The 15,815-nt window shown below is 68.0% G+C and carries 15 protein-coding genes; 6 read left to right on the top strand and 9 right to left on the bottom strand.

Features of this window, described 5'->3' with window-relative positions; all coding sequences use genetic code 11:
- Positions 1–70 precede the first annotated feature (70 nt).
- From B9N97_RS28415 to gloB, 4 genes are all read right to left on the bottom strand, one after another.
- A complete protein-coding gene (locus tag B9N97_RS28415) occupies positions 71–2,680 on the bottom strand; it encodes a methyl-accepting chemotaxis protein (RefSeq protein WP_244560972.1) in 2,610 nt (869 codons plus the stop codon).
- A 266-nt stretch (positions 2,681–2,946) separates the two neighbouring features.
- Complete coding sequence (locus B9N97_RS28410; protein WP_085091161.1) at positions 2,947–3,390, bottom strand: hypothetical protein; 444 nt, start codon at positions 3,388–3,390, stop codon at positions 2,947–2,949.
- A 269-nt stretch (positions 3,391–3,659) separates the two neighbouring features.
- On the bottom strand, positions 3,660–4,265 hold the full coding sequence (locus B9N97_RS28405) for a glutathione S-transferase N-terminal domain-containing protein (RefSeq protein WP_208621282.1): 606 nt from the start codon (positions 4,263–4,265) through the stop codon (positions 3,660–3,662).
- Between the two features lie 137 nt (positions 4,266–4,402).
- Complete coding sequence (gene gloB / locus B9N97_RS28400) at positions 4,403–5,170, bottom strand: hydroxyacylglutathione hydrolase (RefSeq protein WP_085091160.1); 768 nt, start codon at positions 5,168–5,170, stop codon at positions 4,403–4,405.
- Positions 5,171–5,224: 54 nt separating this feature from the next.
- On the opposite strand from gloB, the gene B9N97_RS28395 reads away from it, so the two are divergent.
- Positions 5,225–6,049 (top strand): methyltransferase domain-containing protein, encoded by an 825-nt coding sequence (locus B9N97_RS28395; protein WP_085091159.1) that lies wholly within the window; start codon positions 5,225–5,227, stop codon positions 6,047–6,049.
- On the opposite strand, the gene B9N97_RS28390 is transcribed toward B9N97_RS28395, so the two are convergent.
- Positions 6,034–7,260, bottom strand: a complete 1,227-nt coding sequence (locus tag B9N97_RS28390) for a methyl-accepting chemotaxis protein (protein WP_085091158.1) — start codon at positions 7,258–7,260, stop codon at positions 6,034–6,036. The genes B9N97_RS28395 and B9N97_RS28390 overlap by 16 nt on opposite strands.
- A 151-nt stretch (positions 7,261–7,411) precedes the next feature.
- Between B9N97_RS28390 and B9N97_RS28385 the strand changes: the two genes are divergently transcribed.
- Together B9N97_RS28385 and B9N97_RS28380 are read left to right on the top strand one after the other, a co-directional pair.
- Complete coding sequence (locus B9N97_RS28385) at positions 7,412–7,960, top strand: RBBP9/YdeN family alpha/beta hydrolase (protein WP_085091157.1); 549 nt, start codon at positions 7,412–7,414, stop codon at positions 7,958–7,960.
- Positions 7,961–8,034: 74 nt separating this feature from the next.
- Positions 8,035–9,078: a 4-(cytidine 5'-diphospho)-2-C-methyl-D-erythritol kinase gene (locus B9N97_RS28380; protein ID WP_085091156.1), complete on the top strand. Its 1,044-nt coding sequence runs from the start codon at positions 8,035–8,037 to the stop codon at positions 9,076–9,078.
- 7 nt (positions 9,079–9,085) lie between these two features.
- Here the strand turns inward: B9N97_RS28380 and B9N97_RS28375 are convergent, their stop codons facing one another.
- The 3 genes from B9N97_RS28375 to B9N97_RS28365 all read right to left on the bottom strand — a co-directional run bounded on the left by B9N97_RS28375 (position 9,086) and on the right by B9N97_RS28365 (position 11,817).
- A complete protein-coding gene (locus B9N97_RS28375) occupies positions 9,086–9,388 on the bottom strand; it encodes a DsrE family protein (RefSeq protein ID WP_244560971.1) in 303 nt (100 codons plus the stop codon).
- A gap of 5 nt (positions 9,389–9,393) precedes the next feature.
- Positions 9,394–10,479 carry an ABC transporter substrate-binding protein gene (locus tag B9N97_RS28370; protein ID WP_085091154.1) on the bottom strand — a complete coding sequence of 362 codons (1,086 nt, stop codon included), beginning with the start codon at positions 10,477–10,479 and terminating at the stop codon, positions 9,394–9,396.
- A 105-nt stretch (positions 10,480–10,584) separates the two neighbouring features.
- Entirely contained in the window at positions 10,585–11,817 is a 1,233-nt protein-coding gene (locus B9N97_RS28365; RefSeq protein ID WP_085091153.1) for a Bcr/CflA family multidrug efflux MFS transporter, read from the bottom strand.
- Between the two features lie 286 nt (positions 11,818–12,103).
- Between B9N97_RS28365 and B9N97_RS28360 the strand changes: the two genes are divergently transcribed.
- Positions 12,104–13,099, top strand: coding sequence for a BMP family lipoprotein (locus B9N97_RS28360; protein ID WP_085091152.1), 996 nt, complete (start codon positions 12,104–12,106; stop codon positions 13,097–13,099).
- Positions 13,100–13,120: 21 nt separating this feature from the next.
- Here B9N97_RS28360 and B9N97_RS28355 read toward each other — a convergent pair whose 3' ends face one another.
- Positions 13,121–14,314 (bottom strand): pentapeptide repeat-containing protein, encoded by a 1,194-nt coding sequence (locus B9N97_RS28355; RefSeq protein ID WP_085091151.1) that lies wholly within the window; start codon positions 14,312–14,314, stop codon positions 13,121–13,123.
- A 280-nt stretch (positions 14,315–14,594) separates the two neighbouring features.
- Between B9N97_RS28355 and msrB the strand changes: the two genes are divergently transcribed.
- Positions 14,595–14,996 (top strand): peptide-methionine (R)-S-oxide reductase MsrB, encoded by a 402-nt coding sequence (gene msrB / locus B9N97_RS28350; RefSeq protein ID WP_085091150.1) that lies wholly within the window; start codon positions 14,595–14,597, stop codon positions 14,994–14,996.
- Between the two features lie 241 nt (positions 14,997–15,237).
- Positions 15,238–15,801 (top strand): hypothetical protein, encoded by a 564-nt coding sequence (locus tag B9N97_RS28345; RefSeq protein ID WP_085091149.1) that lies wholly within the window; start codon positions 15,238–15,240, stop codon positions 15,799–15,801.
- The last annotated feature ends 14 nt before the right edge of the window (positions 15,802–15,815 follow it).

Here is a 15,815-nt window from a genome sequence, read left to right as displayed (position 1 = left end):
CAGTGACGGGTTTGTTTTGTTTACGTGTCAGTTTTATGAAACCGACCCGTTCTTGCCCGAAGCCGCACGCTCATCGCGCGGCCCGGATTTCCTGAAGGAACAGATGCACGGCGGAGCCGAGGCTGGTCGCCTCGTGCGACAGGCTTTCCGCAACTTGCAGCACGTCGCCGGCCTGGGCGCGCACCTTGGCTGCGGCTTCCGACAGGCCGGCGACATGGTCGGAGGCCGCCTGGGTGCCGACCGCGACGCGGTGAGAACTGTCGACGATGCTCGACGTGATGGTCGCCTGTTCCTCCACCGCCGCGGCGATGGCCGAGGCGTTGGATTCGATGCGCTGAACGCTCCCGGTCATGGTCGCCACCACATCCGCGGTCTGTCGGCTGGCCGCCTGGGTCGCGGCGATCTGGCGGGCGATCTCGGCGGTGGCCTGGGCGGTCTGGCCGGCAAGGGCCTTCACCTCCCCCGCGACCACCGCGAAACCGCGGCCCATCTCCCCTGCCCTCGCCGCCTCGATGGTGGCGTTCAGCGCCAGAAGGTTGGTCTGGCCGGCGATCTCGTCGATCAGCCCGACGACGGTGCCGATCTCGCCCGCCGTGCTCGACAGGTCTGCGACGGTGGCCTTCACCTGTTCCGCCCCGGCGGCTGTGTCGCCGATGATGCGGGCCGATTCGCCGGTGCGCTTGCTGATCTCGGCGATGGACTGCGAGATTTCCGACGCGGCGGTCGCCACCTGCTGGATCCCCGCCGCCATCTCGCCGGACAGTTGCATGGCGGCCTCGGCGCGGTCGTTGGCGTTGGCGGCGATGTCGGTCAGCGAGCGGGCGCGGGCGGCCATGACGCTCGCCGCCTCGGCCAGGGTCTCGACGCTGCTCAGCACGTTGCGTTCGAACTGGTCGGCGATCTCCAGCATGCTGGTGCGGCGGGCCGACGCGGCGTTGCGGCGCTCGACCTCCACCTTCTCATGCGCTTCTTCCATGGCGCGGGCATTGGCGATGAAGACGAACAGGGCGCGGGCCATATCGGTGATCTCGTCATTGCCGTCGGCCTTCTGCTCCACCGTCAGGTCGCCACCGGCGACCCGGCGCATGGCATCGGCCAATGCTTCCATCCGGCCGACGACGCGCCGCCCGACATAGAGCGAGACGATCAGCCCGGCCAGCAGCACACCGGCCGTCGCCAGCAGGAACTGGATCTCGTTGGTGCGCTCCAGCGCGTCATGGGCGGCGGCGGCCCCGTCGGCGGTCGCCCGCTCGGCCGATTGGACCAGCCCGTCGACCATGGCGGTCAGGGCGGCGCCGGTGCTGCGGTTGCTGTCGATCAGCGTGGCATTCTCGGCATACGCCGCCAGTTCGCCGCTGCGCAGAGCCAGAATGCCGTCGTCGCCGAAGCCGAGAGCCAGCAGCCGCTCCGCCAGCCGGCGGGTCTCCGCGCCCAGATCGTCGCCGGCGTCCTTCAAGGTGCCGCGGATCGTCGCCGCCAGCGGATCGAGCGTCCGGCGGGCTCCCGTCAGCCGGGCCGGCGTTTCCGCATTGCCGGCCTCGGCGAGCTTGCCGGCCAGCAGGTTGGCGTCGGCCATCAGGCCGCTCAGCACGGTGTAGCGATGCTGGGCCGCCGGAACGACGTTGGTGGACAAGTCCTGCATCCGCTCGGCGATGGCATTGCCGGCCTCGGCGATGCGGCCGCGGGAATTCAGCATCAACGGCAGCATGCGGGCGTTGGCGTCGCGGTCCAGCCGGACGATGTCGTCGACGCCGGCGGCCAGAGACTCGGCCAGCTTCTGCGCCTCTGCCTCCGGAATGCCGGGGGTGAGCTGGCGGACGCGGCGCATGTAGACGCTCTTGTCGCCGTCGCCATAGGCCGCCAGCTCGTTGATCGTCGCCACCACCGGAGCCGCCGCCTCGCTCTTCGCCAGCGGACGCAGCGCGCCCTGCAGGTCCGACAGTGCGGAATCGAAGTCGGTGGACAGCGACATCACCTTCGACCGGTCGGTCTCGAAGGCGCCGATCAGCAGCGATTTGGCCAGGGCCGCTTCCGCGCCGCGCAACTGGAACAGCGGGATCACCGTCTGCCCCAGTTCCGCGCCGATCACCGCGGAGGATTGCGAAGTCGCCTCCACCATCGCGGCGATCGCCTGGGCCAGCTGCTCCCGCGAGGCCTGCATGTCCGGCTTCAGCGCGGCGAGCAACTTGGCATGAATGTCGCTCAGTTCCGCCAGCCGGCCGCTGCGCTGTTCCTGCAGGGCGAGACGCCGGCCGGTCGCCGTCCTCAGCGCATCGATGGTGCCGAGCAATGATCGGGCCGTGCCTGTCAGTTCCGCAACGCGATCCGCATCGCCCCCAGTATGACCATGCCCGTCAGCCAGCCGGGCGAGTTGCCCGTCCAGCGCCGCGCGCTGTTCCGCCACCGCGCTACGCAGGCGGCTCAGATCCTCCTCGGAGGTTGCGGCGTCGATCAGCGGCCCCAGCGCCAGAACCCGCGCCGTCGTGGTGGCCAGGCCATGGGCGGCGCTGAGCACGGGCACCTGCGTGCCGGTGATGTCGGCGACATGGCCGCGGACGGCGCCGTACGACATCCAGCCCACCACCGCCGCAATGCAGGGAAGTGCCGCCACGGTGCCGAAGGCGATCAGCATCTTCGACTTGATGCCGGACCGCCGGCGCTGGTCGACTGGCTTTGCCATATGGGCCACCCGTGGCTTGGAGGTTGTCCGTGCCGCGCCCGCGGTTCTCCGCAAGCCGGCCGGCGCCATGGGTAGCCCTTCTGGTTGGATGAATCGGTGACGCTTCGATGAAGTTTTCGCGACGCACAATCCAGACGGCATGAGCCGTCAGATTGTCCTAAGCGTTATCGCGAATTTTGCCAGAAAAAGCAGGAAATAACGAAGGAGGATCGGTGGAATGAACCGATCCTCCTTCAAAGAAATCCACAGTAATGGGAAAGACGAGATCAGACGTCGGAGTCGATGTAGAGCGTCACCGGGACCCAGCTCGGGCCGATGTCGATCTTGCCATCCGTCAGGAAGCTGCCGTTGTTCTGCGAAATCACGACCTTCGTGTTCGAGTCGTTGATATCAGTCAGAGTGATGGTGTTTCCGTCCTGGCTTGCATTGGCCGTGAAGGAACGGCCGTTGCCGCCGAAGGATCCGGTGATTTCGATGGCGACCGCGAAATTGGCGCCGCTCGGCGTGACATTGATCTGGAAGTTGCCGCTGTTGCCGAAAGCAGCATATTGCCCGTTCGCAATCAGCGTGTTTGAAACGAAGGTAACAAGGGTGCCGGATCCCACCGTCGGATTGCCGACCGTGATGATTCCCAATTCGAACGGCTGATTGATATTGACACCGGTGCGGAAGCTGTCCTTGGTCGGATTGACAACCGTGAAATCAACCATTGGAGTGTCCTTATGAGTTGATGAAAAACAACGAGCACAACCTACCTTGCAAGCAGATCATCCATCAACCCACCGACACACTTTATAGGTATATTAGCATAAGGAAATACTCTTTTCTGTGCTAAAATAATACTTACATATGCTTTTAAGTTGCGTACCCGAGTAGATCCCTCTTGGAAAGTTTAGAGACTCTCCGGGGATTGAAAATACGTTGACCGCTCGAACAATCGTGGCAAGCGCCGGACCATCGCCCGGCGCTTACGTTTGGATCACGCCGGCGGGGCCGTTCGCCGCAGGCTGTCACGGTCGGAGGCCTTGGCGAACCACGCGGTCAGCGCCGGCCGGCCCTCGCGCCAATCCTCATGCCCGAAACGGAAATCGAGATAGCCGAGCGCCACCAGCACCGCCAGCGTGCCGATGGTGGCCTCGCCGTCCAGCGACGCGGCTTCGGCCTCCAGGAGATCGAGCGAGCGGGCGACCGCCTTGCGCTGGCGTTCCATCCAGTTGGCGGATTTCTCGCCGTCCGGTCGCATCGACTCCAGCCGGCGCAGGATGGCGGCGTCACAGATGCCGTCGGCGATGGCCTGCAGCCGCAGCACCGCCCAGCGCGCCGGGCCGGCGGGCGGGAACAGCGGTGCCCGGTCGCCCAGCGAATCGAGATATTCGACGATCACCGGGCTGTCGAACAGGGTGGTGCCGTCCTCCAGAGTCAGGGCCGGCACCTTGCCCAGCGGGTTATCCTGGGGCAGGTCGGTGTCGGCCGACCAGGGATCGGTCGTTACCCGCTCCACCCGGTCCTCAAGGCCGCGTTCGATCAGCACCATCATCACCTTGCGCACATAGGGCGAGGTGGGGCTCCAGCGCAGCTTCAACATGGACGCTCCTTCCGATTCTGATTGGCCGATTCTGATTGGCCGATTCTGATTGGCCGATTCTGATTGGCCGATTCTGATTGGCTGACGACAGGCTAGCGGCAGGCCGGATCGCCGGTCCACCGCCGGGCTGGCAACCCTCACCCCCGGAAATGATCCTTGCGGCGGCGCAATTCGGCGAACACCTCCACCGACGGTGCGCCGGACATGCCGAGGGCGGCCTGGACGCTGGGATCGTCGGCACGCAGGAAGGGGTTGGTGCGGCGTTCCATGCCGATGGTGGTGGGAATCGTCGGCTGGTTGCGCTCCCGCAGTTCCGCCACTTCCTCCATCCGCTGGTGCAGGGCGGCATTGTCCGGATCGACCGTCAGGGCGAAACGGCCATTCGACTGGGTGTATTCGTGGCCGCAATAGACGCGGGTCTGGTCGGTCAGCGCCCGCAGGCTCTGCAGCGAGTCCCACATCTGGACCGGCGTGCCTTCGAACAGACGGCCACAGCCGAGCGAGAACAGCGTGTCGCCGCTGAACAGGATCTCCGCCGCCTCGAACCAGAAGGCGATATGGCCGCTGGTGTGGCCGGGCACCGCGAAAACGCGGGCGGTCTGCTCGCCGAACACCGTGCGGTCGCCGTCGCTCAGCATCACGTCCAGGCCGGGGATGCGGTGGGCATCGGCGCGGGCGCCGACCACGCTGGCGCGATAGCGGGCCTTCAGTTCCTCGGCGCCGCCGATATGGTCGTTGTGGTGATGGGTCAGGAAGATGTGGGTGAGGGACCAGCCGCGCCGCTCCAACTCGGCCTGCACCGGTGCGGCATCGCCGGGATCGACCACGCCGACCTTGCCGGATGCCGCGTCGCGCAGCACATAGATATAGTTGTCGGCGAAAGCCGGAACGAGAATGACCTCCACGGCAGCGGACTCCCTGCTGTTGCGATACGAAACCCGTGTTACGCTTGGGATACCATGTACACAGATATCGTCGATCTGAGGGAGTTCTACGAGTCCGGATTGGGTCGCACCGCCCAGCGGATGATCCGGCGGCGCATCCGCACCATCTGGCCGGACGTGCGCAACCAGATCGTACTCGGCGTCGGCTACACCACGCCCTACCTGCGTCCCTTCATGGGCGAGGCCGACCGGGTGGTGGCGGTGATGCCAGCCAGCCAGGGCGTCAGCTTCTGGCCGGCGGAAGGGCCGGGCATGGTGGCGCTGGGCGACGAGGCCGACCTGCCCTTCGGCGACAACACCATCGACCGCGTGCTTCTGGTTCATGGACTGGAGGGCACCGAACAGCTGCGGCCGATGATGCGCGAGATCTGGCGGGTGCTGGCCGGCGGCGGCCGGGTGCTGGCGGTGGTGCCGAACCGCCGCGGCCTGTGGGCGCGCGCCGACTGGACCCCCTTCGGCCACGGTTTCCCCTATTCCGCCTCGCAACTGAAGCAGGTGCTGCGCGACACCATGTTCGTGCCGGAACGCACCCGCCACGCCTTGTTCATGCCGCCGCTGCGCTCGCATTTCCTGCAGAAGACGGCGCCGGCTTGGGAAGAGGTCGGCGGGCGCTGGTTCAAGGCCTTCGCCGGGGTGACGATGATCGAGGCGTCGAAGCAGATCTTCGCCGGCGTGTCGCGCCGCGCGGCACAGCAGCCGGTAAGACGCCGGTTGATCGTGCCGCTGCCCGGCGGTGCGGCCCCCGCCGCCCGCAGCGGCAGCGCCCGCACCACCATCGCCGGAGCCACCATCCCCGGCGGCGACTCCGTCGACTGCCAGCAGCCCTATCCCCGGACCTGACGCAGCACGTCGGCGATCCGGCCGCTGATGCCGCTGCCCAGGCTGCCGGCCCGCTCGGCGATGGTCCGGCTCAGCGTCGTCAGTTCCTCCAGCGTCCGCGTCACCCCGCCCAGCGTCTGTTCGGCATCGCCGATCCGCTGCTCCGCCGCCATGGCGTCCTGGCGCGACTGGTCGAGCGAGCGGGCGACGTCCGAGGTCAGGGCCGCCTGCTCGTCGATGGCCGCGGCGACGGTGCCGTTGATCGTCTGGATCGAACCGATGGTGGAGTGGATGCGGCCCAGCGCCTCGTCCACCGCGGCGGTCTCCTTTTGCAGGTTGGCGACCTGATCGGCGATCTGCTTGGTGGCGTCGGCGGTCTGGCGCGACAGCGCCTTCACCTCGTTGGCGACGACGGCGAATCCACGCCCGGCCTCACCCGCCCGTGCCGCCTCGATGGTGGCGTTCAGCGCCAGCAGGTTGGTCTGGCTGGCGATGGCGTTGATCAGCTTCACCACGCTGGCGATCTGTTCGGCGGCGGAGCGCAGCGAGTTCATCACCGTGGTGGCGCGGTCGCTGTCCGACGCCGCGGCCAGGCTGATCTCCCGCGCCTTGCTGGTGTCGCCGGAGATCTGGTCGGAGGTGGAAGCAAGCCGGTCCAGCATGCCGGCGATGGCACTGACCGATCCGTCGACGGCACGCGCCGCACCGGCTGCATCGGCGGCCTGCCGCAGCCCCTCCGCCCCGGCGGAGCGGACGGCGGCGACCGCCGATTCCAGCTTGCGGCCGGCCTCGGCCAGTTCGGCGGCGAATCCGCCGACCTCGCGCTCCACCCGCTCGGACAGGTCGCGCGTCAGGGCGAGGCGGCGCGTTTCCGCCGTTTCCGCCCGCAGGGTCGCCACCACCCAATGGCGGGCGAGGCGGGCGAAGCGGCGCGCCTGCTCCGTCGGGCCGGCGACGGCGAGCGCACCCACCCGGTCGCCGTCCAGATCGATGGCGACGGCATAACCTTCCCGCATGGCGCCGCCGGATCTGGCCGCCTCGTCCCGGCTGACCGCGCGCTCGTCCAGGCGGCGGGCCATGATGTCGGCGCCGGCCGGATGGGTGGTGCCGATCCGCTCCCGCGCGGTGGAGGCGACGACGCTGCCGGCCGTGCCGACGAAGGACACGACGGAATCCAGTTCCCGCCCGATGGACTCGCAGAGGTCCTGTGCGATGGTGGCGCTGATGTCCAAGACGTTTCTCCCCTTCTTCCCGCTTATGGTTTTCCGTCATCATTCCGTGACGACGCCCTGGAATTCCGATCCACCTCGTGGAGAGATTTCTCCGATTCACAGGTAACCTTCCGACACTACACGCAACATTTACGAACGAAGAGTTGAAAGAATGACGCAGCCGACCATTCTGGTGCTTCCCGGTCTCGGCAACTCCGGTCCCGACCACTGGCAGACCTGGCTGGAAGGCCGGCTGCCGGCCCTGACCCGCGTCGATCTCGGCAATTGGGACGCTCCGGAACCCGACCGGTGGGTGGAACGGCTCGACCATGCGGTCCGCTCGGCCCCCGGCCCGGTGGTGCTGGTCGCGCACAGCCTGTCCTGCATCCTGGTGGCGCGCTGGGCGACGGCCGGCGATGCGGCGGAAAAGGTCGCCGCCGCCCTGCTGGTCGCCCCGCCCGATGTCGAATCGCCCGGAACGGTGCCGGCCGAGGCCTGCCGCTTCGCCCCGGTGCCGGCCGATCCGCTGCCCTTCCCGACGGTGGTGGTCGGCAGCCGCAGCGATCCCTACTGCAGCGCCGCCCGCGCCTGCGGCTTTGCCGCGCTGTGGGGCGCCGACTTCATCGACGCTGGCGAGTCCGGCCACATCAACACCGAGAGCGGCCACGGCCCCTGGCCGATGGGCGAGACTCTGCTGAAGGACCTGCTGGCCCAGATTTGACGCCCCTTGCCGCTGCGGGTCAAAGGGTGCGACACAGGGGGCGTCGTCGCGCGCCCGCCAGCGGATTGGAGCTTATGACCGGCATTCCCATCGTCGAGGCCGCCCCGGCCAAGCTGAACCTTTACCTGCATGTCACCGGCCGCCGCGCCGACGGCTATCACGAGCTGGACAGCCTCGTCGCCTTTGCCGAGTTCGGCGACAGCATCACCCTGACGCCGGCTGCCGCGCGCGTGGCGTTGCGCGGAGCCGACCTGCCGCCGGCCGGCCCGCGTCTGGCCATCGCCGGTCCCTTCGGCCCGGCCCTGATGGGCGAGAATCCGGCCAGCAATCTGGTGATGCGCGCCGCCCACGCGCTGGCCGCCCGGCTGGGCCGCGAGGCCGACGTGATGATCGCGCTGACCAAGGCGCTGCCGGTCGCATCGGGGATCGGCGGCGGATCGGCCGACGCCGCCGCCTGCCTGCGGGCGCTCGCCCGGCTGTGGGGCGTGCCGCCCGACGACCCGGCGCTGTTCGCGGTCGCCGCCGGGCTGGGCGCCGACGTGCCGGTCTGCGTCGCCGGGCGCAGCTGCTATTTCGGCGGCATCGGCGACATTCTGGACGAGGCGCCGGACCTGCCGGAAATCCATGTGGTGCTGGTCAACCCGAACGTGCCGGTGCCGACCCCGGCGGTGTTCAAGGCGATGGCCGCCGCCCGCGTCAAGAGCGGTGGCGCCTTCTCCGCCCCCGCCCGCTTCATCCGCAAGCCGGTCGACGCAGCCGATCTCGCATCCCTGCTGCTGGAGCGGAGCAACGATCTCACCGCCCCGGCCCTGACGGTCGCGCCGGTGATCGCCGACGTTCTGGCGGCGCTGGAGCGCAGCACCGGCTGTCTGCTGCCCCGCCTGTCCGGCAGCGGCGCTACCTGCTTCGGCCTCTACGCCACGGCGGCGGCGGCGGAAGCGGCGGCCAAGTCGATCGCGGCGGCGTCACCCGGCTGGTGGGTGAAGCCGACGCGCCTGCGCCCCACCCCGCCGGACGCACCCGCCCTGCCGCGCGGCATCGTTGCCGATCCTGTTGCAGCCGCCGTCCCGCCGCCATCCGCGCCTTTCCCCGACACCGGCGGCTGGGGCGTCGGCTGAATCCGGCTCAGGCCCGCATATAGCCCCAACCGTCCGCCTGCGCCTCGGCAATGTCGAGGACGCCGGCGGCGACCACCGTCAGCCCCTCGGCGGTCCGGCCGGTCTTCGCCAGCGTGTTGCCGCAGACGCGCAGGTGCCGGTCGGTCTCCGCGTCCGGGCTGTCGAGCGCGGCGGCGACGGCGCCCGCATTGACGACGATGCGCACCTCCGCATCGGGCCGCGCCTTCAGCAGGTTGCGGGCATTGTTCCGCGCCCGCTCCAGCGCGGCCGGAGTCGGGGCATGGATGACGAGACGCAGGTTAGCGGTCATGGCGGTCACTTTCCCGTCGCCGCGTCGTGGAAGGAGAAGTCGAACAGCGTGTCGACATCGACCGGCTCGGTGATCTGGTTCAAGGACTGCTGGAAAGCCTGCATCTTCTTGGTCGAGTCCAGGATCACCCGCGGATCGTCGACGAAGGTCGTCGCGTCGGAGGTCAGGGCCGCCCGCATGACGTCGCGCTCGACCAGCCCCTTGCCGATGATGTCGGTCACCAGCTCCGCCGTGCGGTCCGGGTTGGACTTGGCGAAGGCGGTCGCGCGGATGTGCAGCTTGACCAGTTCGGCCACCGCGTCGCGGTTCTTCGCAATGGCGTCCTCGGTTACCGCCAGCACGGCGCCCGGCTGCTTGGGGAACAAGGTGCCGGCCTTGGCAACGATGGCGGCATCCGGCAGGCGTGACTTCACCAGCGTCAGGATCGGTTCAAGGATCGAGGCGCCGTCGATGGCGCCGGTCAGCAGCGCCTGCTGCAAGGGCTGCTCGCCCATGCCGACGATCTCGACATCGTCGGGGGCGATGTGCGCGACCTCCGCCATCCAATAGCGCAACACCGTGTCCGGCACCGAGCCGGCCGGCAGCGAACCGATCTTCGGCCGCCGGCCGTTGGCGGCGCGGAAGGCCTTGATCCCCTCGGCCGGGCTGCCGGCGCCGGCCATCGCCTTGGCCAGCGGAGCACGGCCGATCAGCGCCACCTGATCGATGACGTTGGCGGCGACGACCTTCAGCTTCACCCCCTTCGACCGGGCAATCAGCGCCGGGCCGATGCCGACATAGGCGACGTCCAGCGTGCCGGAGGCGAGCGCCTGGATCATCGCCGGCCCCGACTGGAAGCTGGTGGTCTCCAGATTCAACCCGGCATCCTTGGTCCATCCCTCACCCGTGATCACATAAAGCTGGGTCATCGGGATGATTGGGATATAGCCGACGCGCAGGGTCGTCGCCGCGAAGGCCGGCAGCGGCATCGACGCGGCGGCGGCGGCAATGCCCAGCGCTGCGGCACCCACCAGCAGCTCCCGTCGTGCGACGGGGCGGGCGATCGGGTGGGCGAAGTTGAAAAGCGGCCTCGGCGGCGGGGTCTGCGGCATGTCGGGTCTCCTTTTGCCGCGAGAGCCTAGTCCCCCCGGCGGCGAAATTCAATTCACGCCGAGCACTGACAGGGGCGACACGCAATGCACAAGAATGCTCTGTTCTTACGCGTCCGCCGGCAGCCGGCGGCGGAACGGGCGGATCAGCCACAGGTTCAGCGCCAGACCGACCAGGGCGCCTCCCCCGATCACCCCCGCCATCGGCAGGGCGGTCCCGTCGGCCATCAGCCCGACCGCCCATCCCGATACCGCGCCGCTGCTGAACTGCAGCATCCCGGCGAGTGCCGAGGCGGTGCCGGCCATCTGCGGGAAGGACTGCAGCGCGCCGGCCATGGAATTGGCGAAGCAGAAGCCGGTCAGCGACATGAACAGGAACAGGCAGCCGACCAGCCCCCAGAGCCCGCCCCAGCCGCCGAGCACGCAGGCGACCAGCAGGATGCCGCTGGCGGCGGACAGCCAGACCCCGATCCGCAGCATCATGTCGGAGCCGAAGCGCATGACCGCGCGGCTGTTCAGCGTGTTGACGATGATCATGCCGACGATGTTCAGCCCGAATAGGAAGCCGTAATTTTCCGGCCGGACGCCGAACAGTTCGATATAGACGAAGGGCGAGCCGGAGATGAAGGCGAACATCCCCGCATAGATGAAGGACGACCCCACCGCATAGCCGAGATAGCGGCGGTCAGTCAGCAGCTTGCGGTATGATTCGAACAGCACCATCGGCCGCAGGCTGGTGCGCCGCGCCTCCGGATGGGTTTCCGGCAGGCTGGCGAGCGCAAACATCGCGATGGCGCCGAAGGCAGCCTGGGCCCCGAAGATCCAGCGCCAATTGGCCCAGACCAGGATCTGGCCGCCGATCAGCGGCGCGATGATCGGGGCGGCGCCCATCACCAGCATCATCATCGACAGGACGCTGGCCGCCCGGTCGCGCTCGAACACGTCGCGGATCATGGCGCGGACCAGCACCGGCCCGGCGCAGGCACCCACCGCCTGCACGAAGCGCCAGGCCGCCAGATGGCCGACATCGACGGTCAGCGAACAGCCGATGCAGCCGACTGCATAGAGCAGGATGCCGGTCGCCACCGGGATCCGCCGGCCGAACCGGTCGCTCAGCGCGCCCCACAGCAGTTGTCCGACGCCGAAGCCCAGGAAGAAGGCCGACAGGGTCCATTGCACCTGATCCTGCCCCGCATGCAGCTCGCGGCCGATCGCCGGCATGCCGGGCAGATACATGTCGGTGCCCATCGGCCCGAACGACATCAGCACGCCCAGCGCCGCAATGAAGAACGGGCTTTCGGCAGGCGAACGGGAACGAACGGCGGCAAGGCGCGCGAACATCGGCAAATCCAAATGTGACAGGGGAAAATCGGCCGGACGGAATCCGCAGCCTTTAAGCTGCGCCGTCCCCAGTCCGACGCAAAGTCCCGTCTCGGCATGGCTGCTTTGAGTAACCTGCGGTGGAATGGCGCCGCGACAATCCGCGCGTTGACCGGTTATGGCCGGCTTCGCCGGGGGTGCTCATGCCATGACTGGCTGCAGCGCAACAAAATTCTGGTTCCGACCGCAAATCCATGCCTAAAATTGAATTCGGATGAAGGGCTTCCACCCTGCCAGAGGCCGCGCCATGCCGCACCCCACCCGCCGGTCGATCCTGTCCCTCGGTGCTGCCGGCACCGCTCTGGTACTGTTTCCGCAACGCGCCCATGCAGCGGCGATCCAGCCCGGACTGGTCTATGCGGCAGGCCAGAAGTTCGACAAGAGCTTCAACGAGGGGGCCTTCGCCGGGGCGGAGCGGTTCAAATCGGCCACCGGCATTCCCGTCCTCGAATATCTGCCGTCCACGCCTGCCCAATTCGACCAAGCTGCGGCATCCCTGCTGCGGCGCGGGGTCACCGATCTGGTCGCCATCGGCTTCTATTACGCGACGCCGCTGGCCCGGCTGGCTCCGGCGCATCCGGCGGTGCGCTTCACGCTGATCGATGCGGTGGCGGAGGGGCCGAACATCCGCAGCGTCCTCTTCAAGGAACAGGAGGGATCCTTCCTGGTCGGCGTGCTGGCGGCGCTGGCGTCGAAAAGCGGGACAGTCGGCTTCATCGGCGCGCTCGACATTCCCTTGATCCGCAAATTCATCGCCGGCTTCGAACAGGGCGCCCGCCATGCCCGCGGCGACGTCAGGGTGCTGGTGAATTTCGTCGGCACCACGCCGGCCGCCTTCAACGATCCCGCCGGCGGGGCGGAGGTGGCGCGCAGCCAGTTCCAGCGCGGGGCCGACGTGGTGTTCGCCGGGGCCGGGGTTTCGAACTTCGGCATCTTCGCCGCAGCCAGCGAAGGCAAGCGGCTCGCCATCGGTGTCGACAGCAACCAGAACTACCTCTATCCCGGCACCATCCTGACCTCGATGCTGAAGCGGGTCGATCTGGCGGTGGGCTCGAGCCTGGAGGCGGCACGCCAGGGCACTTGGAACCCCGGCACGGTGGCGTTAGGGCTTGCCGAGGGTGCGGTCGATTACGCGGTGGACGAAAACAACCGGGATCTCATCACCCCGGCGATGGTGGAGGCCGCGGAAGCCGCCCGCCGTGGCATCGTCGCCGGCCGCATCCCCGTCGCCGACGGAAGCTGAACCGCTTTTTCGCCGATGCCCCTAGGCCGGCGCCTCGAAGGGCTGCCAGCCGCGGGCGGCGGACAGGTCGGCGCCCTTCAACGTGGCGAAGCTGGTCTTGATCGCCGTCAGGTCGGTGCCGCGCAGCACCACGCCGGCAAGGCTGGCGTCGCGCAGGTCGGCGCCGGTCAGCCGGGCCTTGGCGAAGCTGGTCGGCCACAGCCGGCTGCCGTCGCCGCTGAGATCGACCTTGCGGAACTTGGCCCGCCACAGCTTGGCGCCGGCAAGATTGGCGCCCTCCAGGTTGCAGCCGGACAGGTCGGCGCTGGTGAAGTCGGCGTCGCGCAGATCGCTGTAGGACAGATCCGCCATCATCAGCTTGGCGCCGGAGAAATCCGCCCCGCGCAGACCGCAGAAGCGCATCACCGCCCCGCACAGCAGTTGGTTGGCGAAGTTGTAGCCGCGCAGGTCGATCCGCTGCAGCTGGATGCGGTCGCCCCCCTTGCCCAGCTTGTCGACCCAGATCTGGTGCTCGGCGATCAGCTCGGTCATCCGCGCGGCGGTGGTGGTCAGGCCGGTGCCGTCCACGTCGACGCCGTGCCGCTCCAGCGCCGTGCGCAGTTCGTCGTTCAGCCGGGCGCCGCACATCAGCACGCCGTCCAGCGTCGTCTTGCGCATGGTGGCGCCGGTCAGGTCCGCCCCGATCAGGATGGCGCCGCTGAGATCGCTGCCGCTGAAATCGACGCCGGACAGGTCGCTGCCGCTGAAATCGCATTGGGCCATCCGGCAATCGGTCAGGATCGCCTTGGACAGGCTGCAGCCGACGAAGGTGGTGGTGCCGTCGCTGTTGCCGGCCGCCCGGAATTCGCCGGCGTCCAGAACCATGCCGCGGCGCAGGTCCGCCCCCTGCAGGTTGGCGTTCTGCAGCCTGGCGCCGTCCACCCGGGCCCCGCGCAGGTCGGCGCCCTGCAGCTGCGCGCCGGTCAGGTCGGCCTTCGATAGATCGGCGCCGTAGAGATCCGCCTTGGACAACAGCGTGCCGACCATGCGCGCCCGCGCAAGGCTGGCCCCGGTCAGCTTGGCGCCCGACAGGTTGACGCGGTTCAGGCCGAGCCCGGCCAGATCGTAGAAACTGAGATTGGCGCGACGCCCCTTCCCTGCCGGATCGCGCAGCAGCCATTGCTGGTGCCGCACCAGCGCATCGCGAACCGCCCGGAGGTAGCGTTCATCCATCATGCGGCGCTTCGTTGCCCCGGCATTGCCGCCCCGGACACGCTGTCCGGGACTGTTGGCGTCCAGGATGTTACCGAAACCGATTCAATTTCGGAAGGTATCAGCCGTCGAACCTTCGCCTGATTGGCAAGAATCTTTTGGCGCAGACATATTTCCGATCCGATATAGGCCACCCCACCGGTCACGACTGCGTGATGGCTCCCCTGCCCGGCTTGGGCAGGAGGGATTGCGAACCAATATAGGTGGTTCAGAACACCCACCATCAGCATCGGAGACCGGCGGCATGCCCGAATCGGACAAGAGCGAGCAGGACTGGAAGCGGGATCTGTCGCCCAACCAGTACAAGGTGCTGCGCGAGCACGCGACGGAATATCCCGGAACCAGCCCGCTGAACGACGAGAAGCGCCACGGCGTCTACCGCTGCGCCGGCTGCGGCCAGCCGCTCTACGCCAGCGACACCAAGTACGAGAGCGGGTCGGGCTGGCCCAGCTTCTGGGAGCCGCTGCCCGGCGCCGTCGAAACTTCCACCGACTATAAGCTGGCTTACCCGCGCACGGAGGTTCACTGCGCGTCGTGCAAGGGCCATCTCGGCCATGTCTTCGACGACGGGCCGCAGCCGACCGGCAAGCGATATTGCATGAACGGCGTCGCCATGAGCTTCGAGCCGGAGACGAAATCCGACTGACCGGCAGGACTATGACCGGGTGCCGGGCTTACCCCGCCTGTTCGGCATCCGGTCATAATCCCTCCCAAAAAAGGTGGGTTTACCCTTATTTCGGCTAAAAATGACAACCTCGACATGGAGCGCGATGGTATGATCCGCACCGTGCGACGGGTGGTCGCGAGGGCATCGCGGCCCTTCGCCCACCGTGGCACGATGCGTCGGTACACCGGCGCAGGCATTCGGTGCGGCTGGCGGAGGGCGAATGGTCATTTCGGCCGAATTCCTGGGGATGCTGCTTCTGATCGCCAGCGCCGCCGCGCTCGGACTGTCCATCGTCGTCGATGTCGGCCGCGTCAGCGCGGAGAAAACGCGCGAGGCGATGAACCAGCGCCAGTACGACAAGAAGCGCGCCGCACTCGCCGAATGGCGCCAGAAGACGGAACGCAAGCGCGTCGACCTGACCACTTTGCAAGCCCGCCTGACCGAATTCAATGGCCGGCGCCAGAAGGCGATGACCGAATTGCGCGCACTGGAATATTCGAAGATCGAACTGGTCCATGAACTGGGCGACCAGGATGGCGACGGCGACGTCTACTGGGCACAACTGGCCGCCGGCCCGAACTTCAACGAGCTGGACCGCAAGGACATCGTCTTCTCCCGCCAGATCTGGGAATACCGCAACGTCGCCCATATCACGGCCCCGTCCGCCGAACAGGCCCACGGGACGGTGCGGACAAGCTTTTCCCAGCGCAACGGCGTGATCTGCTCGCCGGTGGTTCCGCTGGCGCTCGCCCCCGACCCCGAGGCGGAGGCCTCGGCGGCATGAGGGGGGACGGCATG

The organism is Azospirillum oryzae (genome assembly GCF_900177515.1).
Lineage (GTDB): Bacteria > Pseudomonadota > Alphaproteobacteria > Azospirillales > Azospirillaceae > Azospirillum > Azospirillum oryzae_A.
This window is presented reverse-complemented; position numbering and strand designations above follow the sequence as displayed.